Source organism: Mariniflexile gromovii (assembly GCF_017814435.1).
GTDB lineage: Bacteria > Bacteroidota > Bacteroidia > Flavobacteriales > Flavobacteriaceae > Mariniflexile > Mariniflexile gromovii.
On record NZ_JAGJCB010000002.1, the window covers coordinates 100,796 to 121,324 of the forward strand.

Annotated in this window: 16 protein-coding genes; 10 read left to right on the forward strand and 6 right to left on the reverse strand. The window is 33.9% G+C overall.

The window, feature by feature from the left end:
- Window positions 1-19 precede the first annotated feature (19 nt).
- Window positions 20-658: a 50S ribosomal protein L25/general stress protein Ctc gene (locus J8H85_RS02355; protein WP_209652312.1), complete on the forward strand. Its 639-nt coding sequence runs from the start codon at window positions 20-22 to the stop codon at window positions 656-658.
- Window positions 659-899: 241 nt separating this feature from the next.
- A complete protein-coding gene (pth, locus tag J8H85_RS02360; protein WP_209652314.1) occupies window positions 900-1,526 on the forward strand; it encodes an aminoacyl-tRNA hydrolase in 627 nt (208 codons plus the stop codon).
- A gap of 184 nt (window positions 1,527-1,710) precedes the next feature.
- Here pth and J8H85_RS02365 read toward each other — a convergent pair whose 3' ends face one another.
- Window positions 1,711-4,779 carry a zinc-dependent metalloprotease gene (locus J8H85_RS02365; RefSeq protein ID WP_209652316.1) on the reverse strand — a complete coding sequence of 1,023 codons (3,069 nt, stop codon included), beginning with the start codon at window positions 4,777-4,779 and terminating at the stop codon, window positions 1,711-1,713.
- A gap of 83 nt (window positions 4,780-4,862) precedes the next feature.
- On the opposite strand from J8H85_RS02365, the gene J8H85_RS02370 reads away from it, so the two are divergent.
- From J8H85_RS02370 to J8H85_RS02385, 4 genes are all read left to right on the forward strand, one after another.
- Entirely contained in the window at window positions 4,863-5,798 is a 936-nt protein-coding gene (locus tag J8H85_RS02370) for a bifunctional riboflavin kinase/FAD synthetase (RefSeq protein WP_209652318.1), read from the forward strand.
- Window positions 5,799-5,871: 73 nt separating this feature from the next.
- Entirely contained in the window at window positions 5,872-7,143 is a 1,272-nt protein-coding gene (gene serS / locus J8H85_RS02375) for a serine--tRNA ligase (RefSeq protein WP_209652320.1), read from the forward strand.
- Between the two features lie 473 nt (window positions 7,144-7,616).
- A complete protein-coding gene (locus tag J8H85_RS02380; RefSeq protein ID WP_209652322.1) occupies window positions 7,617-9,392 on the forward strand; it encodes a tetratricopeptide repeat protein in 1,776 nt (591 codons plus the stop codon).
- 63 nt (window positions 9,393-9,455) lie between these two features.
- Window positions 9,456-9,779, forward strand: a complete 324-nt coding sequence (locus tag J8H85_RS02385; protein ID WP_209652324.1) for a DUF4286 family protein — start codon at window positions 9,456-9,458, stop codon at window positions 9,777-9,779.
- Here the strand turns inward: J8H85_RS02385 and J8H85_RS02390 are convergent.
- Genes J8H85_RS02390 through J8H85_RS02405 form a run of 4 tightly spaced genes read right to left on the reverse strand, consistent with a single transcriptional unit; the run spans window position 9,772 to window position 13,804 of the window.
- Window positions 9,772-10,230: a hypothetical protein gene (locus J8H85_RS02390; protein ID WP_209652325.1), complete on the reverse strand. Its 459-nt coding sequence runs from the start codon at window positions 10,228-10,230 to the stop codon at window positions 9,772-9,774. The genes J8H85_RS02385 and J8H85_RS02390 overlap by 8 nt on opposite strands.
- Window positions 10,231-10,254: 24 nt before the next feature.
- The gene (locus J8H85_RS02395; protein ID WP_209652328.1) at window positions 10,255-11,055 is read right to left on the reverse strand and encodes a hypothetical protein; all 801 of its coding nucleotides are present in this window, start codon (window positions 11,053-11,055) and stop codon (window positions 10,255-10,257) included.
- A complete protein-coding gene (locus tag J8H85_RS02400) occupies window positions 11,006-11,680 on the reverse strand; it encodes a porin family protein (RefSeq protein WP_209652330.1) in 675 nt (224 codons plus the stop codon). The genes J8H85_RS02395 and J8H85_RS02400 overlap by 50 nt, the downstream gene beginning before the upstream one ends.
- A 54-nt stretch (window positions 11,681-11,734) precedes the next feature.
- The gene (locus J8H85_RS02405; protein WP_209652332.1) at window positions 11,735-13,804 is read right to left on the reverse strand and encodes a PKD domain-containing protein; all 2,070 of its coding nucleotides are present in this window, start codon (window positions 13,802-13,804) and stop codon (window positions 11,735-11,737) included.
- A 353-nt stretch (window positions 13,805-14,157) separates the two neighbouring features.
- Between J8H85_RS02405 and J8H85_RS02410 the strand changes: the two genes are divergently transcribed.
- From J8H85_RS02410 to mgtE, 4 genes are all read left to right on the forward strand, one after another.
- Entirely contained in the window at window positions 14,158-15,168 is a 1,011-nt protein-coding gene (locus J8H85_RS02410) for a sensor histidine kinase (protein WP_209652334.1), read from the forward strand.
- Window positions 15,169-15,171: 3 nt separating this feature from the next.
- A complete protein-coding gene (locus J8H85_RS02415; protein ID WP_209652336.1) occupies window positions 15,172-15,942 on the forward strand; it encodes a LytR/AlgR family response regulator transcription factor in 771 nt (256 codons plus the stop codon).
- A 129-nt stretch (window positions 15,943-16,071) separates the two neighbouring features.
- Window positions 16,072-16,866: a 16S rRNA (adenine(1518)-N(6)/adenine(1519)-N(6))-dimethyltransferase RsmA gene (gene rsmA, locus J8H85_RS02420; protein ID WP_209652338.1), complete on the forward strand. Its 795-nt coding sequence runs from the start codon at window positions 16,072-16,074 to the stop codon at window positions 16,864-16,866.
- A 10-nt stretch (window positions 16,867-16,876) separates the two neighbouring features.
- Entirely contained in the window at window positions 16,877-18,250 is a 1,374-nt protein-coding gene (mgtE, locus tag J8H85_RS02425) for a magnesium transporter (RefSeq protein WP_209652340.1), read from the forward strand.
- 862 nt (window positions 18,251-19,112) lie between these two features.
- Here the strand turns inward: mgtE and J8H85_RS02430 are convergent.
- Window positions 19,113-20,384: a DUF2254 domain-containing protein gene (locus J8H85_RS02430; RefSeq protein ID WP_209652342.1), complete on the reverse strand. Its 1,272-nt coding sequence runs from the start codon at window positions 20,382-20,384 to the stop codon at window positions 19,113-19,115.
- Window positions 20,385-20,529 lie beyond the last annotated feature (145 nt).

Here is a 20,529-nt window from a genome sequence, read left to right on the forward strand (position 1 = left end):
TTAACTATATATATTAAAAATGAAATCAATTACAATCAACGGATCTCAAAGAGAAAGCGTGGGCAAAAAAGCAACAAAAGCCTTACGTAATGCTGGTCAGGTTCCTTGCGTATTATACGGAGGAGATAAGCCAGTTCATTTTAGTGCAGAAGAACTAGCGTTCTCAAATCTTGTATACACTCCTAATGCGCACACAGTTGTGATTGCTTTAGAAAATGGCGATAAATTCAACGCCATTCTACAAGACATTCAATTTCACCCAGTAACTGATAAAATTTTGCATATCGATTTCTATCAGTTATTCGAAGACAAAGAAATTGCTATGGATATTCCAGTAGTATTTGTTGGAAACTCTCGTGGTGTTAAAAACGGTGGTGTTTTACGTAAAAACCGTCGTAGCTTACGTGTTAAAGCGTTACCAGCAAACTTACCAGATTTTATCGAGGCAGACATTACGCCACTTAAAATTGGAAGCAAACTTTACATTACAACTTTAGAAAACGATGCATACAAATTCTTGCACCCAGACAATACCGTAGTATGTCTTGTAAGACGTTCTAGAGCTGCAATTGTAGAAGATGACGATGAAGAAGAAGCAGAAAGCGCAACAGCTGAAGGAGCAGAAGCTACACCAGCTGCCGAAGCTACTCAAGAATAAATAATATTCTAGATTAAATATTAAAAGCATTCTGATTAATTCAGGATGCTTTTTTATTTTCACGTCATTAAACTTTTGGGCGTTACCCTATCGGGTCGGGCTTTCGCAAGTCGCGCTCTGCGAGGCGCTCCAACAATTGCTCAATCCCTAACGTACCCATCAGCCAATAACAAAGCAAATCCAAAGTTTTAGAAAACAAAAATGTATTTTTGCTAAAAATTTTTAAAAATCAAAAAACATCATGTGGCAATTTCTATTAAACCTATTTAAAAAGGAAAGCCCACAAGACGAACAAGATACCATGAAAAAGTACTTAATAGTTGGTTTAGGAAACATAGGCGCAGCATATGCCAATACCCGTCACAACATAGGCTTCAAAATATTGGACCACTTTGCGGCCCAAGAAAATTTAACCTTCGAAACCCAAAAACTGGGCGATGTCGCCACCTATAAACTAAAAGGGCGTACCTTCATTTTCCTAAAACCAAGTACCTACATGAACTTAAGCGGAAAAGCCATAGTATATTGGTTAACAAAAGAAAACATTCCCTTAGAAAATTTATTGGTAATTACAGACGATTTAAACCTCCCTTTTGGAAGCATTCGTGTAAAAACCAAAGGAAGCGATGGCGGGCACAATGGCTTAAAAGACACCCAACTAAAACTAAACACCGTAGCCTATAACCGTTTTAGATTTGGTATAAGCGATGCCTTTAACAAAGGACAACAAGTAGATTATGTTTTGGGAGAATGGACCGATGAAGAAAACGATAAACTAAAAGAACGCTTAGATAAATCGATAGAACTTATAAAATCCTTTGGGTTGGCAGGCATGAACATTACCATGAACACTTTTAATGGAAAATAATTTAAGACGGGAGACTGAAGAACGAACAAAATAGTAAACCACTCTTTTCTATGGAATCGTCATTACGAGGGAAGTATAACTGAAGTAATCTCTCATAAAACACTAATAAATTTTTCTAAATAATTACAAACAGATTGCTTCATACCTCGCAAAGACGTTAACATTTAACTTTGAAACAAGCTATTTATTCAACAACAATCTTCTTGGTAGATTTTCTAACGCCATCACTCACAATCAATAAATACATACCAGATTGCACTTTATTTAATTGTAATTCCTGACGGAAATCGCCAACATTCGGGAATTCCTTTTCATAAATATGTCGCCCTCTCATATCAAAAACAGCCACATTAATACTGCGTTCCAACGAACCATTTAATTGAATGCTAAACGTACCATTATTTGGGTTTGGAAACACTATAAAATTCTCGAAACCAAATTCTTCAATAGCCAACGATGGTGTAATATTTATGGTATAGTCTTCAACTTCACCATCAAAACCATTTTCGCAAGCCGTTGGTTGCCCATCGTCTTTATATTTGGTAGAAACACGCATGATGGTATTTCCTAAAAGTGCCGTCAATGGCACTGTTATAGAACGTGGCGAATTGCCTGTTGTGCCATTTGTAACATTAGTGGCATCACCTAAAATGTATTCTTCACCCGCATCATTGAAACTACAGTTTTGGTTCCAATCTATCCAAACTTTGGTAGCAACGGTATAGTCGCCATCAGTATTTACATTAACAGTTAAATTGTAAGAGCTGTTTCTATTAACATTGGTAGAAATGTTTTTATAATTACTATAACCCGATGGTTTTGCAGACGTATTATTTATGCTGTTAAATCGTACTCTAGTTGTACTTGTTTCGTATTGGGTGTTGGCAACCGAGGCACAATGTCCATTATTAAAAGGAAAATTAACTACTTTGTTTTTGGTTTTAGTTGATGCAGTTCCTGTAATGGTAATGCTGTAATCGTCAAACGGAACGCCTCCTAAATTGCTAATGGTCATGGTAACCGTACCCGAAGCATTTATACTGGTAGGGGAAAAAGTTACAGAAGACCCATTGGGGTTTCCTGAGGCATTAAAAACGGTGGTTTCAGAAAAACCATTAGCGGTTTCATAATTAAAATGAAATGTAGCCGTAGTTTCAGCGCATCCAATAGGATCTAAAGTTTCTTCAACCATAAAAAAATCAGGGCTTGTTGAAATTGAAAAATCAAAATTAGAAACATCATAGAAAATGTTATCGGCGGCTTCAACTAACAATCGTGCAGTATTTGTATCAGGAATAGATGGTACTGTGTACGTATGGGAACCATCATTGGGTGTGCTTGATGCGATAGTTATGGGAAAGGTTAAACCACCATCTGTTGATAATTTAATATTTACATTTTGGCAATTAATAGTGGCATTCCCTGTTTGCCCAACAACCCAATTAATAGTAACAGTACTTCCCTGTGCCCAAGAAATAGGGTTTGAAACTGTAAATGGTGTTACATTTTCTACCGTTATTTTCATGGTATCGTAACTACTTTGTCCACCACTGGCACTTGCGGTGTTTCTATCTCTAACTGTTAATGCCCAGTTTAAATTTCTTCCAACGGTTGAAACCGTTTCCCAGTCACTACCCAAAGTTGGGTTGGTTTGTGTGGTATTTCCAGCTAAAACACTACTGAATTTAGGAATATATCTATCAGAAGCACTTGATGGCGGCAACGACCTGTTCATCGAACCAGAGGCTAAGTCGGGTCCAAAATTCAAATAATTTACGGTACCACTATCTATTTGTTCCCAACAATAAGTTAGATTATCACCTCCATCAGCATCGGTAGCAGCACCTTTTAGAACGTATGCAGTTCCAGCAGGAATATTATAGTCGCTACCCGCATCTGCTATGGGTGGGTTGTTGGTAATCGCTTCCGTAGTTTGGCAGGTTTTACCACTTAAATTATTTAGTATTTGTTTAATGCTATGATAATGAAAATAAGCGTCGCTATTGGTTTGTACATCATCTTCACCAGTAATTCCTGCGTATGCCATAATAGTACTTCCACTTCCAGGTTCGGAGTTTACACCGGTACCTTCACTTTGGTAAGCCCAAGTATGGTTGGCTCCCATTTGATGTCCAATTTCATGAATTACAAAATCTAGGTCAAACGTATCCCCTTCAGGAATTCCGTTAGCAGGCGATGTGAATGCACTTCCTTTTTTATGGTCTGTAGTACTCGCTGTGTCGTTATCACATACGCAACCAATACATCCTGCATTACCGCCACCTCCTGTTGCACCAAATAAATGCCCAATATCATAGGCAGCATTTCCAATAGTGTTGGTTAAATTGTTTTGTAGTTGAAGGCTCCAACCGTTTGTGTTCTCAAAATTATCATCATCAGTTCCTATACTAGCATCAGAATAAGGGTCGGTTCCTGCATTTGTGTAAATTAATTGGGTAGCATCTACAAGTTCAAAAGTAACTGCCATATCGGTCTCGAATATTTCATTTACCCTGCTTAAAGTGGCGTTAATGGCTGCTAAGGCATCAGCAACGGCATCACCGTTTCCTGGGTTGCCATCGTTATGATAAGCGGTATATTCTGCAGTGGTTGAAATGGCGATTCTAAATTTTTGAAGAGTTTTATTGTTGGCGCCACCTTCATTAATGGCCATTTTTGAAGTTAAACCAGTACTTTTGTTAAAGTTTTCACTCAGTTCATTAATGGTGTTACATATAAATGCTGTTTTGTTTTTGTCTTTTTTAGAATACAGAATATATTCGTTTGAACCTTTTGAGGTAGGCTGCATAAAAACACTAGGTTTATCTAAATAAGTAATCATGGTTTGCGTGCCTTGTGGAGATACACTCATACGTAAACGCGTTCCAGGATTACTTAAACTAACGCCAACATACGATTTGATGTTTGGATATTTAGCTGCTAAATCTGGCGAAAAAGTAGAAGCTTCATAAATTTGAAACGTTTCCAAGTTGCCTGCTTCACCCGGAATGGAAATTGTTGTTGCCTTTTCCTTCGTTTTGGAATTTCTTGAAGTCACATCCGTAAGCGATTCTTTTAAAGAAGCGGTATTAAGCTCAAAAACTTGAACCTTATTTTTATCTAAATTTAATTTAGAAATTATTTTAGAATCTTTAATGGTTTCTGTTTTTTTCCAAGAAGAATTTTGAGAAGATACCGAAAAGATAGCCAAAAACATTGCTATTGATAAAACATAATGTAGTTTTGCGTTCATAAAAAAATATTTGGGGCTATTTTTATTTAACAGTTACAACAAAACTAACTTTTTTTAACCAAATTAGCAATTAACTGCTTATTATGAGCAAAATTAAAAACATCAACGCATATAGATCTATGGAACCTACCATAGTAACCATTGGTACTTTTGATGGTGTTCATGTTGGTCATCAAAAAATTGTAAAGCGTTTAATTAATATTGGAAAACAAACCCATTTAAAGTCTGTTATCCTTACTTTTTTTCCGCACCCACGTATGGTGCTGCAAAAAGATTCAAACATAAAATTAATTAATACCATTAACGAACGTGGCGCAATTTTAGAAGCCTTAGGTTTAGATTTTTTACTTATTAAGAAGTTTACCAAAGCATTTTCCAGACTTTCGGCAGAAGATTTTGTAAAAAAAATTTTAGTTGATAAACTCAATGCTAAAAAGGTAATTATTGGTTACGACCACAGGTTTGGTAGAAATAGAAACGCCGATATTAACGATTTGAAAAAGTTTGGCGATTTATATGGTTTTGAAGTTGAGGAAATTTCAGCTCAAGATATCAACGATGTATCGGTAAGTTCTACCAAAATTAGAAAAGCATTGGAAGACGGCGATATTGATAAGGCCAATGCGTATTTAGGCTATCCGTTTATGCTTACCGGCAACGTGGTAAAAGGTAAAGCGTTGGGCAGACAAATAGATTACCCAACAGCCAATATCCAAATAGATGAAGATTATAAATTAATTCCAAAACACGGTGCTTATATAGTGCGTTCTGTTATAAATAACGAGGTTGTATTTGGTATGATGAATATAGGTTTCAACCCTACCGTTGAAGGGCAAGAGGAAACCATTGAAGTGCACTTTTTCAATTTCAACAGAAATATTTATAATAAAACCATTCAAATAGATTTATTGCACAGACTTCGTGATGAACAAAAATTCGAATCGGTTGAGGCTTTAAAAGACCAATTATTAAAAGATAAAGAAGCATCGCTTAGCTATATAAAATCGCATTTTAATTAACGTTGATTTTACATTCAAAAGAACAGCAAATATGTTCGCAATTCATTAAATTTGTCGCTTAAATTTTCAAGACATGTTACAAGTCCCTTTTATTAGAGAAAACAAAGATTTAGTAATAACCCGATTAGCAAAACGAAACATTGATGCTACTCAAATGATTCACGATGTTATTTCGTTGGATGAAGAAAGACGCCGCATTCAAACCGAGTTGGATAATACCTTGGCAGAATCGAACGCGATTTCAAAAGAAATAGGCAACTTATACAAATCGGGAGAAGCTGAAAAAGCAAATCTTTTAAAAGAGAAAACAAGTCAGTTAAAAGAAGTTTCAAAAGAACTAAACGATGCGCTTAACAATAAAACAGAAGAGCTAAACCAATTGCTGTATAAAATCCCTAACGTTCCTAATGAGTTGGTGCCTAATGGAAATTCGGATACCGATAATTTAGAAGTTTATAAAGAAGGCGATATTCCTGTATTGCACGAAGGCGCATTGCCACATTGGGAATTGGCAAAAAAATACGATATCATCGATTTTGAATTAGGTAACAAAATCACTGGTGCTGGTTTTCCTGTGTATAAAGGCAAGGGAGCCAGACTACAACGTGCATTAATCGCTTATTTTCTGGACAAAAACACAGCAGCGGGTTATACCGAATACCAATTACCACATTTGGTAAACGAAGCATCTGGTTTTGGTACGGGGCAATTGCCGGATAAAGAAGGGCAAATGTACCATGTAACCGAAGATAATTTATATTTAATTCCAACTGCTGAGGTGCCAGGAACCAATATTTTTAGGGATGTGGTTTTGAATGAAAGCGAATTGCCCATTGGTATTACAGGTTACACACCATGTTTTCGCCGTGAAGCTGGAAGTTACGGTGCACATGTTCGTGGATTGAACCGTTTACACCAATTCGATAAAGTTGAGATTTTACGTGTAGAACACCCAAGTAAATCCTACGAAGCGTTAGATGGTATGGTGGAGCATGTAAAAACCATTTTACAAGAATTAAAATTACCTTATAGAATATTAAGACTTTGTGGTGGCGATTTGGGCTTCACTTCAGCATTAACTTACGATTTTGAAGTGTTTTCTACAGCACAAGATAGATGGTTGGAAATATCTTCAGTTTCAAACTTTGAAATCTTTCAAGCAAACCGTTTAAAATTACGTTTTAAAAACAGTGATGGTAAAAATGAATTGACACACACCTTAAACGGAAGTTCGTTAGCATTACCAAGAGTTTTGGCTGGCATTTTAGAAAACTACCAAACTAAAGACGGCATTGTTATTCCTGAAGTTTTACAAGCATATACGGGTTTTAAAATCATTGATTAAAACAATATATTTACACACTCAAAGTGAATCAAAAACTTACACAATTGTAGGGTTTTGTTTTTAATAATCGACAAAATGCAAATTATTAACGTTTTTTAACGATTTTATTTGCATTTCTTTTGCGTATCTAAAAATATTTTAGAAGTTAGGGGCACCAAATCTATGAAACCTACTAACCATGAAAAATATTAAACGTTTAGTAATTTTAATTACATTAATTTTTTTCGCAGGCAAAGTATTGTTTTCAGATTTTGAAATCTCAAAATCCGAAAGCAAAGTTACTGCTATTGTAACTAAATAGGGATTTAATTCTTTATACAAAGACTGTCCCCAATCAGTATTACATCGTTTTTTATATTAACGGTAGTTAATGGAACTTTTATTTTGGTTGGTTAGTGCCCGAATTTTTATTCGGGCATTTTTTTATAATTATATTAGCAGTAGCTACTCCGTGTATTTGTTATATTTACAACATGAGAATTCTATTTGTTTTATGCTTTCTATTTACTGCCCAATTGTTCTCGCAAGACGATGGAATTGCTAGGGAGTACTATAAAAATGGCGATTTTGAAAAGGCTTTAGCTGAGTATAAAAAACTGTATGCTGAAACACCATCGAATATGACTTACATTAATCAATTGGTAAGTACATACGCGCAATTAGAGCAATATGATGAGGCTGAAAAATTTCTCAAAGCGTTAATAGATCGTGTGCAGTATCCTGCGTTATTTGTTGAGTTAGGCTATAATTATCAGCTTAAAAACGATTTGGAAAATGCGAATTTAAACTATAAAAAAGCTTTGGCAAGTATAGATACAAATCCTATTAACGTGTATACCATTGCCAGAAGTTTTCAAAGTCATTCACTTAACAATGAAGCCATAATCGCTTATGAAAAGGCCATGATTCTAAAACCCGAATATAATTTTAATTTACAGTTGGCACAACTATATGGCGAGCAAGGGAACATTGAAAAAATGTTTAATAGCTATGTTGATTTTGCACAATCAAACCCATTTAGTTTGGGCAACATAAAACGGGCTATAAGCGATTTTATAAGTGAAGATGGCGAAAATGAAAACAATATTATTTTCCGGAAAATTTTGCTTAAAAAAGTACAGCAAGAACCCCATGTTTTTTGGAACGAGTTGTTAAGTTGGTTATTTATTCAGCAAAATGATTTTAAAAAAGCATTTGCCCAAGAAAAAGCAATTTTTAGTAGGCAGCCCGAAAGTTTGTTTAGAATAGAAGAACTGGCCGACATTGCATTTAGTAAAAATGAACTGGAAACAGCCAAAGAAATTTACACTTTTATAACAACCACAGCCCAAGATTTGGATATTTTGTTAGAGGCGCACTATAATTTAATTAAGTTAGAAACAAAGCAAAGCACCAAAGAAAACTACGGTACCATTGATGCCAAGTACCAAGAGTTGTTTAATAAGTTTGGTACGTTTTCCCAAACCTTAAAACTTCAAATTGCCTACGCGCATTTTTTGGCATTCAACAAAAATGAGCCTAAAAAGGCATCAGCTTTTTTAGAAAAAACATTGGAATTGCCTCTGAATGATTTACAACAAGCCGAAGTAAAATTGGAATTAGGCGATATTTTAGTACTGCAAGAAAAGTTTAATGACGCTTTAATTTACTACACACAAATTCAACGAAATTCAAAAAACAGTACCATTTCTCAAGAAGCACGTTATAAAGTAGCCAAAGCTAGTTACTACAAAGGCGATTTTAAATGGGCAGAATCGCAACTAAAGGTTTTAAAAGCATCAACATCGCAACTTATAGCTAATGATGCTTTAGATTTAAAATTGCTTATTTCAGATAATAAATATGAAGATTCCACCCAAACGGCTTTAAAACTTTACGCAAAAGCCGATTTATTGTCTTTTCAAAATAAAACGGACGAATCTATAACCTTGCTGAATAAAATTTTAAACGAACATAAAACCGAACCCATCATACCACAAGCATTATTTAAACAAGCGCAATTATTTGAAGAACAAGCTCAATTTGAAAAGGCCGAAGCAAACTACGAAATTATAATTGAAAATTATCCCGATGGTGTTTTAGTAGACGATGCTTTTTTTCATCTTGCTGAACTTTATGAAAACCAATCCAATCAACCAGAAAAGGCTAAAAGTTTATACGAAAAAATCATTTTTAATCATGCCGATAGTATTTACTTTGTAGAAGCCAGAAAACGATACCGAGCATTACGTGGTGATGCTATAAACTAGTTTACAGTCTCAGTTTGCAGTCTCATTTCAACGCCTAAACCACAAACAATTAAACAACAAAACATGATAATATACAACGTAACATCAAACATAGACGAATCCATACACGACGAATGGTTAGCATGGATAAAAGAACACATTCCGCAAGTATTGGCTACCGGAAAATTTGAAAAAGCAACCCTTACCAGAGTTTTGGTAGAAGAAGACATGGGAGGTGTTACCTATTCTGTACAATACCGTACCTATTCTAGAGAAGCATTGGATGCTTATTATAGAGAAGATGCCGAAAAACTTCGAAGCGAAGGACTCAAAAAATTTGCCGATAAAGTGTTATCCTTTAGAACCGAACTTCAAATACTGGACGAGTACACCGTAAATTTTAAATAGATGTTTTCAATCTTTTAAATATGTAACGGGTAATAAAAATACCGTTACTATCTGTTTCACCACTAAAGCTTTCAACACCGCTGTTTACAAAAGTTAACTCCCAGCCTAAATTAGCGAGTTCATTTATTTTTGATGTTACCACGGCGTCATTGGCAGCTATGTTTTGAAAACGAATACCTCCTACATTAAAAAAGTTTAGAAGTTTTGTTTCTTCAAAATTCCTGATACGAATGTCGCCTCGGTCCGATTTGTTCCTTTCATCATCTTCTTCGGTTCTGTTGGAAGTAAATTCTTTATAATCTCTAGCTTCCTCTGTGGCAATCATTCTAGATCTGCCCAATCCGTTTGGAATTATAGACTCTACTACGGTTATGGTTTTATATTCAAAAGTTTGTGACCAAGAAGTACTGCCTAATGCAATTACAAAAATAATTGTTAAGATATTTTTCATCGTTTATAGTTTAAAATTATATGTTTAAGGAGTTATAACCATTCTTATAAAAGAAAAATGGTTGTTCGTTAAATTAGAATTTAAATGGGCGTCATTTTTTCTAAGAATTGTTTTAATTATAATTGAAGTTTCGGTTTCCCATTGCATTTCAAGAGGAATCCAATTGGTGTTTTTGGATGTTATATGCTTATTTACAGTAGATGCATTTGTTGTTTTATTAACCTTCCAAATATGGATTGAGTTTTTTCTGTTTTCAAAATCTGGAATATGCTTTAATGTTGCAAATATGCTTTGGTTGGTTGAAAATACAGGTTCCGACCCTAACATTGTTGCGTTTCCTGTTTTTTTATCTATAAGATACCATTTGATGATTTTGTTTGGTATGTGTGCTGCTATTAAATATTTATTTATGGCGTTGTTTTTTCCTAAGTAGTTGAAATTGGCTTTTTTAGTACTCAATCCTTTTAAGTTTTTTATTGGTTTCCAGGCCTCATCTATGTTAAGGTATATGGTGCCATCTACTTTTTTGGCATCATCTTTTTCCATTACAAAACCTACTGTTTGATTCATTGATGCGTTTTCATAATCTTTTGCAGTAGCCATTTCAAACCTAAACTTAGTGTCTTTTGTATAGGTCATGGAATCTTTAATGCTTTTTTTATAAAATGAAGTAAAAGCATAAGCCATGACAGATACGGCCAATAATAACATCAACTTTCCCATTGTAGCAGGTTTTATAAAAGGTACAGCAAAGGATGCTGTACCTTTTAATTCATTAAATTTTATAAGAAAGGGATAATAGGATATTTCTATTTTTGAATTCATTATCATCCGAATCAGAAGTATTGGCAATATTGCTTAAACCGTATAAATAGCTTAATTGCAATGCTATTTTTTCTGAAAGGGCATATCCAGCAACTCCCATAACACCTAAATCGAATCGGCTTAAGCCACCGCCGTCATCTTCCTCATCTTTAAAGGCATCTATAGAAAAGGATTCTGTACTTGTTGTATTTCCTTCCTTAAAGCTAACTTCGCCTTTAATCTTTCCGGAGATACCATAACCAAAAGAAGGACCAGCTCCCAAAAATAATTTACCGTTAGTCCCATTAACCTTATAAATGGCTAGAATGGGCAACTCTAAATAGTTGAGGTTTGCTTTCATTTCTTGTTTTACAGTTATGTCTTCCTCTATAAATTCGTTTTCAATTTTTGCTCCTTTTTGCATGAAGTTGAAAGACGGTTTTAGACTGAAAGATTCAGATAAAGGAACTTCGGCAAATATACCAATGGCAAAACCTGCTTTAAGTTTTTTGTTAAGGTCTTGGTCGCTCTCATCTGTTAAAGAGGCATTACTTAAAACGCCAGAAGCTTGTACTCCAAATTGAGTTTGTGATTTTGCGGTTAGCGCAAAAAAGAATAGGATAATTGCTAAAATTTGATTTTTCATTTTTGTTCGTTTTTTGATTGATGTATAATTGATTGATGAATAGTATTAAGTTTTTTATGGTTTATAGATGTTACCCAAATCTAAATCTGAAAAGATATTTGAACTTTCGGCATTGCTGTTAATAATCGCTCTGTTGTCTTCAATGGCAATGCCATAACCATAACCATGAGAAATTTTAGAATTGGCAATGCTTAGTTTTCCAAGAGAATCCCCATCTAAACCAATACTTGTTACTTTATTAATATTTAACATTGGAGATTTTCCGGCATAACTAACATTGCAATATTCCATAACATTTTTATTGCTGCTAGATTGTATAAGAATACCGTTCCAAAAGCCTTTAGTTTGGTTGTTTCCTGTAAACCAAATGTTTTGGTCGTTAGTACCTTTAGCATCTAAATAGCCATTAGTAGTTATGCGCATTGTTACGTCTTCTTCAAATTTAAATATGGCACCCGATAAAACTTTTAAACCTGTATCTATACTTAAATTACCACTTACCAAGTAAGTATAACTAAAACCTAAAGCGGGCCAAATAGATTCTCTTCCTTGTTCAACTAATAAATTTGAACTAAAAATTTCTACACCATTATGTTGGTTTCCCGAAAATTCTAAAGCTGCTACATTGTTTAATTTTTCCACCTCATTGGCTGGTAATGCAATAGCTGATGCTGTGTTGTCTTTAAACCTTAGGAAGCCTAAATTGTTATGAGTTGCTTTTTTTTCAATTAATAATCCAATCCCGCCACTTTTGCTTATTAAACTTTCAGATATTTTTAAATGGGCATTATTATCACCCTCTACTCCTATGTTTGTTTTTAAAACAAATCCATCCATAGGAGCGCTTCCTGCCCCAATAATTTCAACATGTTTTAATTCATTTTTAGTATTATTGGATTTAAAACCAATTCCTTTCCAATATCCTTGAGATGCTTGCTGTTTGCCATAAAATTTTATAGGGTATTGCTGTGTGCCAATAGCGGTTAAATATCCTGTAGGCATGATAATGATTTCGGCATCGTTTTCCATTTGAAATTCTGAGCCTTCGGTCATTATAAGTCCCGATGCTATTTCAAGCTTCCCTTTCAAAGCATATTTAATATCAGCTTGCACAGGACTCCAAGTGATGTTATTTGAAGCATTTATCCTATCTCCTATAACTTCAATAGTATTTATTTCGTTGTTTTGAAAATCGGACAGACTATTAATTGCCAAAAGTTGAGAGGCTGGTATCATCGCCAATTTCTGGTTGTTTCTAAACACAGTAAAAGATTCGGTGGTTAATTTAGTGCCAGTTTCTGCAGCTATGGCAAAACCTTTATTGTATTGAAAAATAGAAGATACTACTTTAAGGTTTCCTGCCCCTTCATTGTTTAGGCTAACTGCTGCAGCTTCCTGCATTCCCGATGCAATACCACTACCGGCATATTCAATTATAACCCTATCTAATTTATTTAAGGAACTATTGGAGTTAATTACCAACCCTTTCCAATAGCCAATGGTTTTTTCTTTACCAGTGAAATAACTAAACTGATTGGCAGATCCAATTACTTCAATAGAACCTTGGTTTTCAATATACATAGCGGTGTTTTCTTCAAATGCAATGGTAACTGAAGGATGTATTCTTAAATTTCCTCTTACATGAATGTCCTTAGTCACTAAATAATCTGGCATATTGCTATCTTCATAAATATTAGTAAGAACGTAATCAGCATTAATATCGTCACTTAAAACAATAGGCCCGTCATTGGGAATGTTGTTTTTATTTACTGTAATGGATATTTCATCAGTATCAGAAAAAACTTGGTTATAGATTTTTAATTCTAGTACATAAACACCTTCTGAATCTGGAGTGAATTTTGGTTTAGATGTGGTAGCGTCTTCTAACAGGCTAGCACTTGTGGCTGGTTTGCTCTTAAATTTCCATAAAAACTGAAAGGGTTTGCCGGCATTGTCTTTAGATTCCGATCCGTTTAGGGTTACTAACTGACCAACATAAACTAAACCATTAAAACTTTCCACCTTTGCCTCCAAAGTGTTGCTTGGTTCGTTAATGGTGTCATCTTTATCACATGCTATAATAAGCATTGAAAAGAGTAACATAAAAATTAAATTTGTTTTCATATTTTTTTGATTTTTGATTGATGATGCTTTCTTTTAAAGCTTTCCAAAAGTAGGAGTGATTAAAAGTTTGGGAAAATAATCTATACCGAAGTGGTAAAATAATATGTGGAAGTGCTTTAAAAATATAATGAAGTGAAAGCCAATGTATTTCTTATTCTGTAAGCTAGCTGTTTATACATAAAGTATATGTGCAATGCTATTAAAAGAAGGCTATAAAATATAGGCGTTTGCGTTTAAACTTATTTTTTTGATGCTTCAGTTCAATAATCGAGCATTTCGGATAATGTATTATGCATATATAGAAGTAGAAATTGTATTTTTAGCTAACATTAATAAGTAGATAAATTAGCTTCATGGGCACCTACATTAAACGAAAGTATAGCTATCCGGTTTTAATGGTTATTAACATTGTTATGGCATCGGTAAGGCTTAAGGTTTTTCCTTATGAGTCTGCTTTATACCATATAACCCTTTCCATTACGGCATTGTTTCTTATTTTTTTAGGTTGGGAAGGGACACTGTTAATCCACCGTCTTTTAGAACATGTTATTCCAATTAATAAAAAGCCTTTACTAAAAATTTCAGTGCAAATTTTTATAGCAACTTTTTTAAACATTTTCCTTTCATATTTCATATTTTTTTCTGCAAATACCCTTTTTGATGTGGGGATTACACCCTTGTGGGACAGTGTTATATATTTAATGAACTTTTTCCTATCGGTAATATTCAACCTTGTAATTTTTGGAGCATATTATTTCTATCAGTGGAAAAATAATCTTATCAATAAAAGCAACCTTGAAAAAGAACAAGCCATTGTAAAATATGATGCTTTACGCAATCAATTAAACCCTCATTTTTTATTCAACGCTTTAACATCTTTAAACAGTTTGATTTTTGAAAACCAACAATTGGCATCCGATTTTTTACAGCAACTATCTAAAGTGTATCGATATACCCTTCAAAACAGAGATAAAGAAGCGGTTTCCATTCGAACAGAACTTAATTTTGTACAACATTATATCTCTCTAATGAAAACCAGGTTTGGTGAGGCCATTCAATTTATAATTAAAGTAGATGAAGTTGATATGGAAAAAGGCATAGTGCCTGTTCTATCTCAAATGCTAATAGAAAATGCGGTAAAGCATAACAGTGTAAGTCTGGAAAACCCATTAAGAATATCAATAAGCTCTGATGGTGTTTATTTTATAGTAGAAAATAATATCAATAAAAAAGCACAGGTGGAAACCAGTAATAAACTAGGGGTTCAAAATATGAAGGATTTATATAAATACCTTACCAATAGATCTGTAGAAGTTGAAAATACGGAAACACATTTTGTGGTTAAAATACCTTTAATTGTATAAGCTATGATAAACGCTGTAATTATTGAAGATGAAACTTTGGTAGCCAAGGGACTAGTAGACCTTATTAATAAAGCAGATGCAACGATTAATATTGTGAAGGTTTTAGGGTCGCTAAAATCGAGTATTGCTTATTTTAAATCTAACCCAGAGCCCGATTTACTTTTTATGGACATCCAGTTAAGCGATGGGGTTAGTTTTGAGCTTTTAAAGGAAGTAAAGATAAATTGCCCCATTATATTTACCACGGCTTATAATGAATATGCCATAAGAGCATTCAAATTAAACAGTATAGATTATTTATTGAAGCCAGTAGATAAGGAAGAGTTAAAATTGGCCATTGATAAATTTAAACAGCATAGATATTTAGATAATCAACTGCTCAATGAGCAATTAAAATCTTTAATAAAGCACATTAGTTTACCTAATGAAACCAAAGCTTATAAAGAGCGCTTTATGGTTCACTCAGGAAAATCGGTACTTATTATAAACCACGATAAAATTGCTTATTTTATTAAAGAAGTACTTATTTATTTGGTAACCAAGGACAATCAAAAGTTTATAACCGATTTTCAAACCATGGAAGAAATTGAAGAATTGGTAAATCCCGCAACCTTCTTTCGTGCTAATCGACAGGTCATTTTTAAGTCTGATGTTGTAGAAAGTTTTAAATCGGACTCGTATGGAAAGCTAATAGTAAAACTAATAGCTCCAGTAAATAAAACGGTTGATGTTAGTAGGGAAAAGGCTCAAGCCCTAAAAAAATGGCTGCAATAGAAAAACATAAAATACCTCAAACCGTCGTTGCCCGTTTTAAAACTGGTATTTTAAACAAACTTTCCCATATACCACTTTACCACGATTAAGTTTTATATCTTCGTATTTCTCTTAAAACATTCGTAATTCGTGGCAAATACCCCAAACCAACACCAAGTAAAAGCAAAAAAGCATTTAGGGCAACATTTTTTAAATGATGAAACAATTGCTCAAAAAATTGCCGCCACTCTTACTTTAAAAAACTATAAAACCGTTTTGGAAATTGGTCCAGGCATGGGTGTGCTTACCAAATATTTACTTAAAAAAGACATCACCACACACGTTATTGAAATTGATACAGAATCGGTAGATTATTTAAAAGCCAATTACTTAAATCTGGCATCCAGAATTATTGAAAAGGATTTTTTAAAGTACGATTTAAACCAAGTGTTTAAAGGCGAATCCTTTGCAATTATTGGCAATTTCCCTTATAACATTTCAACACAAATCGTTTTTAAAACCTTGGACATGCGCGACCAGATTCCTGAGTTTTCAGGCATGTTTCAAAAAGAAGTTGCCGAACGCATTTGCTCTAAAGAAGGCAGTAAAGTGTACGGTATTCTATCGGTATTGGCTCAGGCCTATTACGATGCCGAATATTTATTTACGGTGCCACCATCGGTATTCAATCCGCCACCAAAAGTAGAATCGGGCGTGTTGCGCCTTACCCGAAAAGCAGATTATTCGTTGCCATGCGATGATGCCTTATTCTTCAAAGTCGTAAAAACAGCCTTTCAACAACGAAGAAAAACCATTCGTAACAGTTTAAAAACATTCAATTTAAGCGATAATTTAAGAGAAGATAGTATATTTGACAAACGTCCGGAACAATTAAGCGTGCAACAGTTTATAGAACTTACGCAGTTAATTGAAAAAGACATGTAAACATCGCATTTTGTCTGAAGAAATAGAAAACATACAATTTGAATTAACCGATGATTTAATCAATCAGGTAGAAAGTCTCATTGAACAAAACAATGATAAAGCACTTCAAAAGCTTTTAAAAGACTTTCACTACGCCGATATTGCCGAAATTTTAGATGAACTGGATTTAGATGAAGCCATCTATATCATCAAACTTCTAGATTCAGAAACCACTGCCGACATCTTAATGGAGCTCGATGAAGACAATCGAGAAAAAGTATTAAGAAATCTGTCTTCAAAAGAAATAGCCGACGAAATTGGTGAATTGGACACCGATGATGCTGCCGATATCATTTCAGAACTTCCCGAAGCACGTAAACGCGAAGTTATATCACATATTGAAGATGAAGAGCACAAAGCCGAAATTGAAGAATTGTTGGCTTATGATGAAGATACGGCGGGTGGACTTATGGCAAAAGAGTTGGTTAAAGTTTACGAAACCTGGACCGTTGCCGGTTGTTTACGTCGCATACGTGGGCAAGCCAAAGAAGTAACACGCGTGCATTCCATTTACGTGGTCGATAAAAAAAACAAACTCGTAGGCCGCCTTTCATTAAAAGACCTTATTGTTGCTAAAAGCGACCAAAAAATTGCAGAAATATCCAATTCAAGTGTCGATTATGTAAACGTACACGATGATGCTGAAGACGTTGCCAAAGTCATGCAGAAATATGATTTGGAAGCCATTCCAGTAGTAGACGACAACCAAATACTTTTAGGTAGAATCACCATCGACGATATCGTTGACGTGATGAAAGAAGAAGCCGAAAAAGACTATCAATTAGCTGCAGGTATTACCGCCGATGTAGAAGCCGATGACAACATTTGGGAACTCACCAAGGCCCGTTTGCCATGGCTTTTAATAGGTATGTTTGGCGGTATTGGGGCAGCAAGCATCATTAACGGGTTTAGCGATGCCATGTTAAAATTCCCAGCACTATTAATGTTCATTCCGCTCATACAAGCAACCGCAGGAAACGTAGGGGTACAATCATCAGCCATCGTGGTACAAGGTTTAGCCAACGATTCTATAGATGGCAGCATTTTAAGCCGCCTTCTTAAAGAATTTTTGTTAGGTTTGGTAAACGGTCTCGCCATAGCATGCATTGTATTAATCATTAGCCATTTCATATTTAAAACAACCTATTTAGAGTCGCTAACCATTTGTGTCGCCCTAATTTCCGTTATCATAATGGCAGCATTAATAGGCACGTTCATCCCCATATTTTTAGACAAACGCGGTATCGATGCCGCCGTAGCCACAGGACCGTTCATCACCACCAGCAACGATGTCTTTGGTATTTTAATGTACTTTTTAATAGCCAAATTAATACTCGGTTTTTAATAAGCACATTTTTCATTTCCTTGTAGAAGAAAATCTATTGGGTGTTACCCTATCGGATCGGGCTATCCATTACAATCTTTTTAACGTCATTGCGTACGAAGCAATCTGCTTAATTTATAAAATTATATCGAGAAGTTGGGCAATTGCTAAAGTACCGCGCTTTGCGCTATATCTTTTTTGTGCTGAACTTGTTTCAGTATCTCATTAAACTATTTCTATATTTTCTAATATTAGTTTTAAAACATAGTTATAGTTAGGCACAAAAAAGGATGCCGCTGCAATCGCTATTCCAAATGTCCTATCAAACATAAATTATGTAATTAATTTTATTTTAAGTCTTATTTATATATCCACTAAGAAGAGTCAAGGATAAATTTGGAATTAATTAGATTTAGTTAGACTTAATTAAAAAAACTAAAAATAAATTGTATAAGCAAATAAAATATAGATAATAGATAAGTCAACAAAGGAATAAAGAAAATCAAAAAACCAATAATATATAACATAAGTTTTAGGTTTTTTTTATCATTAAAATTAATTTTGAAATAAATCATTATAGCCATAAGAATTATCAAATGATATACAATAATAATTTCCAAGTGCCATTTTTCCCAGTACAATTCAAACAAATGAATGTATAACCAAATCAATGCAACTGAAATAAAAATAATTCCTAAACCAATAGAGTATTTTTTTAATTTAACCATTAATGAAAATTTCTTTAAAACTATATTTTATTAAAATTGGATAACGCACTTAAAATGACCTTTTAGACAATTTCAACACAAAAAACCAGTACTATCAACTGTAAAACCAAATAGTCACTTAAAAATTCTTGTTAATTAACTAAAATAGTTCCAGTTTAAGCAATAGACTTAATATAGTCTATATCCCGTTTATTGGTAATTGCTTCTTCGGCATCAAAAATTAAATTAGCTATTTCTTCATCTAAAATATCTCGATACTTTTCGTTTTCTTTCTTTACAATACTTTTTAAATGTAAAAGCATTTTTAACAGCTTTTCTACAATTACCACATCGTGTTTACAGTAAGTTCTTAATTCTGCCATTACCTGAAAAATTAATGCCTTAAAATTGATAGTCGCTATAGAAACATAGGCAACTTCATCTATATAATTAAGGCTCTTATCCTTTTTCTGAATACGCAGAGCAAACAACTGAGACAAATAATCTATCGCATTTAAAGCGGTACCGGGGTCGTTAATACCGGGCGACATGGCTTTAACGGCAACCTCGGTAATTTGCTTAAAGGCAAGCACGTAATTATCATCAACAAATTCGCTTTTAGAAAAATCAAAGTGTTCTACAATCCTATCAATAACGTCCGTTTCTAATTCTTTTTCATATTTAAAAAGAGTGTTTTCTTCTGAAACAAATAATCCTTTTATAACAACCACGTCAATTTTCACATCGTGTTCTTTGGCTATTTCTGCAATGTTTTCTGCTGATACATTTTGTAAGTATCCTGCTTTTTTCGATTTATATGCTTTCCATGTTTTGGTTTCAGGAAAATCGCCTTCATTATACTTTTCGTTGTCAATTAAATATAACATTCTTTTCTTGGATACATTAAAAATCTTATCCATAATATTATTGATTTGAATTTCCTGTGAAATGGAATGGATAAAATAGATGAAAGCAGCAAGACAATTTACCATGAACAAAATAGCAAAGAGTACCGCAAAACCTGGCAACTGGTATTTATCGCCGTTAGGTTCTATATAAACTAAAATGAACGTACAATACAGTATCCCTGCAATATATAAACCCAAAATCAATTGATGTTTTCTATTACTAATTAAACCTGGTAGTAATCTGGGTGAAAAGTTACTGGAAGCTTGGTTAAGCAATATCATTACCATGGAGAAGCTAAAAACCATAATGGAAATAAGCCCTCCAATAAAAGTTGTTAATAGGCTTCTTGCTGTTTCGGTATTGTTTATAACCAAGGCTGGAAATATTTCAAGAAGGTATTTGGAAATCCCTTTTTCCTCTAAATAAATCATAACATAGGTAAAAACAAAACCTAGTAAACCTAAAAGTGTGGGATAGAAAGCAATCTTATCGGTTAGTCGATAAAGCTTTCTGAAAAAGAAAAGCAGTTTGTCTTTCATATAGTTATTTTATAGATTAAAGAAAGGATGGTTTGATTATCAATCTATGTCAAAATACTGTTCTGTAACATGTAATATATGAATAAACAAAAAAACTCTAGTTTTATCTTTATTTGAATACGATCAATATTTTCTTTAGTTAACA

Excerpts from the sequence above, each read along its gene's own strand:
- J8H85_RS02415 (WP_209652336.1), top strand. The coding sequence starts at position 15,172 with ATGATAAACGCTGTAATTATTGAAGATGAAACTTTGGTAGCCAAGGGA.
- J8H85_RS02355 (WP_209652312.1), top strand. The coding sequence starts at position 20 with ATGAAATCAATTACAATCAACGGATCTCAAAGAGAAAGCGTGGGCAAA.
- J8H85_RS02405 (WP_209652332.1), bottom strand. The coding sequence starts at position 13,804 with ATGAAAACAAATTTAATTTTTATGTTACTCTTTTCAATGCTTATTATA.
- J8H85_RS02430 (WP_209652342.1), bottom strand. The coding sequence starts at position 20,384 with ATGAAAGACAAACTGCTTTTCTTTTTCAGAAAGCTTTATCGACTAACC.
- J8H85_RS02400 (WP_209652330.1), bottom strand. The coding sequence starts at position 11,680 with ATGAAAAATCAAATTTTAGCAATTATCCTATTCTTTTTTGCGCTAACC.
- J8H85_RS02395 (WP_209652328.1), bottom strand. The coding sequence starts at position 11,055 with ATGAATTCAAAAATAGAAATATCCTATTATCCCTTTCTTATAAAATTT.
- serS (WP_209652320.1), top strand. The coding sequence starts at position 5,872 with ATGTTACAAGTCCCTTTTATTAGAGAAAACAAAGATTTAGTAATAACC.
- pth (WP_209652314.1), top strand. The coding sequence starts at position 900 with ATGTGGCAATTTCTATTAAACCTATTTAAAAAGGAAAGCCCACAAGAC.
- J8H85_RS02380 (WP_209652322.1), top strand. The coding sequence starts at position 7,617 with ATGAGAATTCTATTTGTTTTATGCTTTCTATTTACTGCCCAATTGTTC.
- J8H85_RS02365 (WP_209652316.1), bottom strand. The coding sequence starts at position 4,779 with ATGAACGCAAAACTACATTATGTTTTATCAATAGCAATGTTTTTGGCT.
- J8H85_RS02385 (WP_209652324.1), top strand. The coding sequence starts at position 9,456 with ATGATAATATACAACGTAACATCAAACATAGACGAATCCATACACGAC.
- J8H85_RS02410 (WP_209652334.1), top strand. The coding sequence starts at position 14,158 with ATGGGCACCTACATTAAACGAAAGTATAGCTATCCGGTTTTAATGGTT.
- J8H85_RS02370 (WP_209652318.1), top strand. The coding sequence starts at position 4,863 with ATGAGCAAAATTAAAAACATCAACGCATATAGATCTATGGAACCTACC.
- J8H85_RS02390 (WP_209652325.1), bottom strand. The coding sequence starts at position 10,230 with ATGAAAAATATCTTAACAATTATTTTTGTAATTGCATTAGGCAGTACT.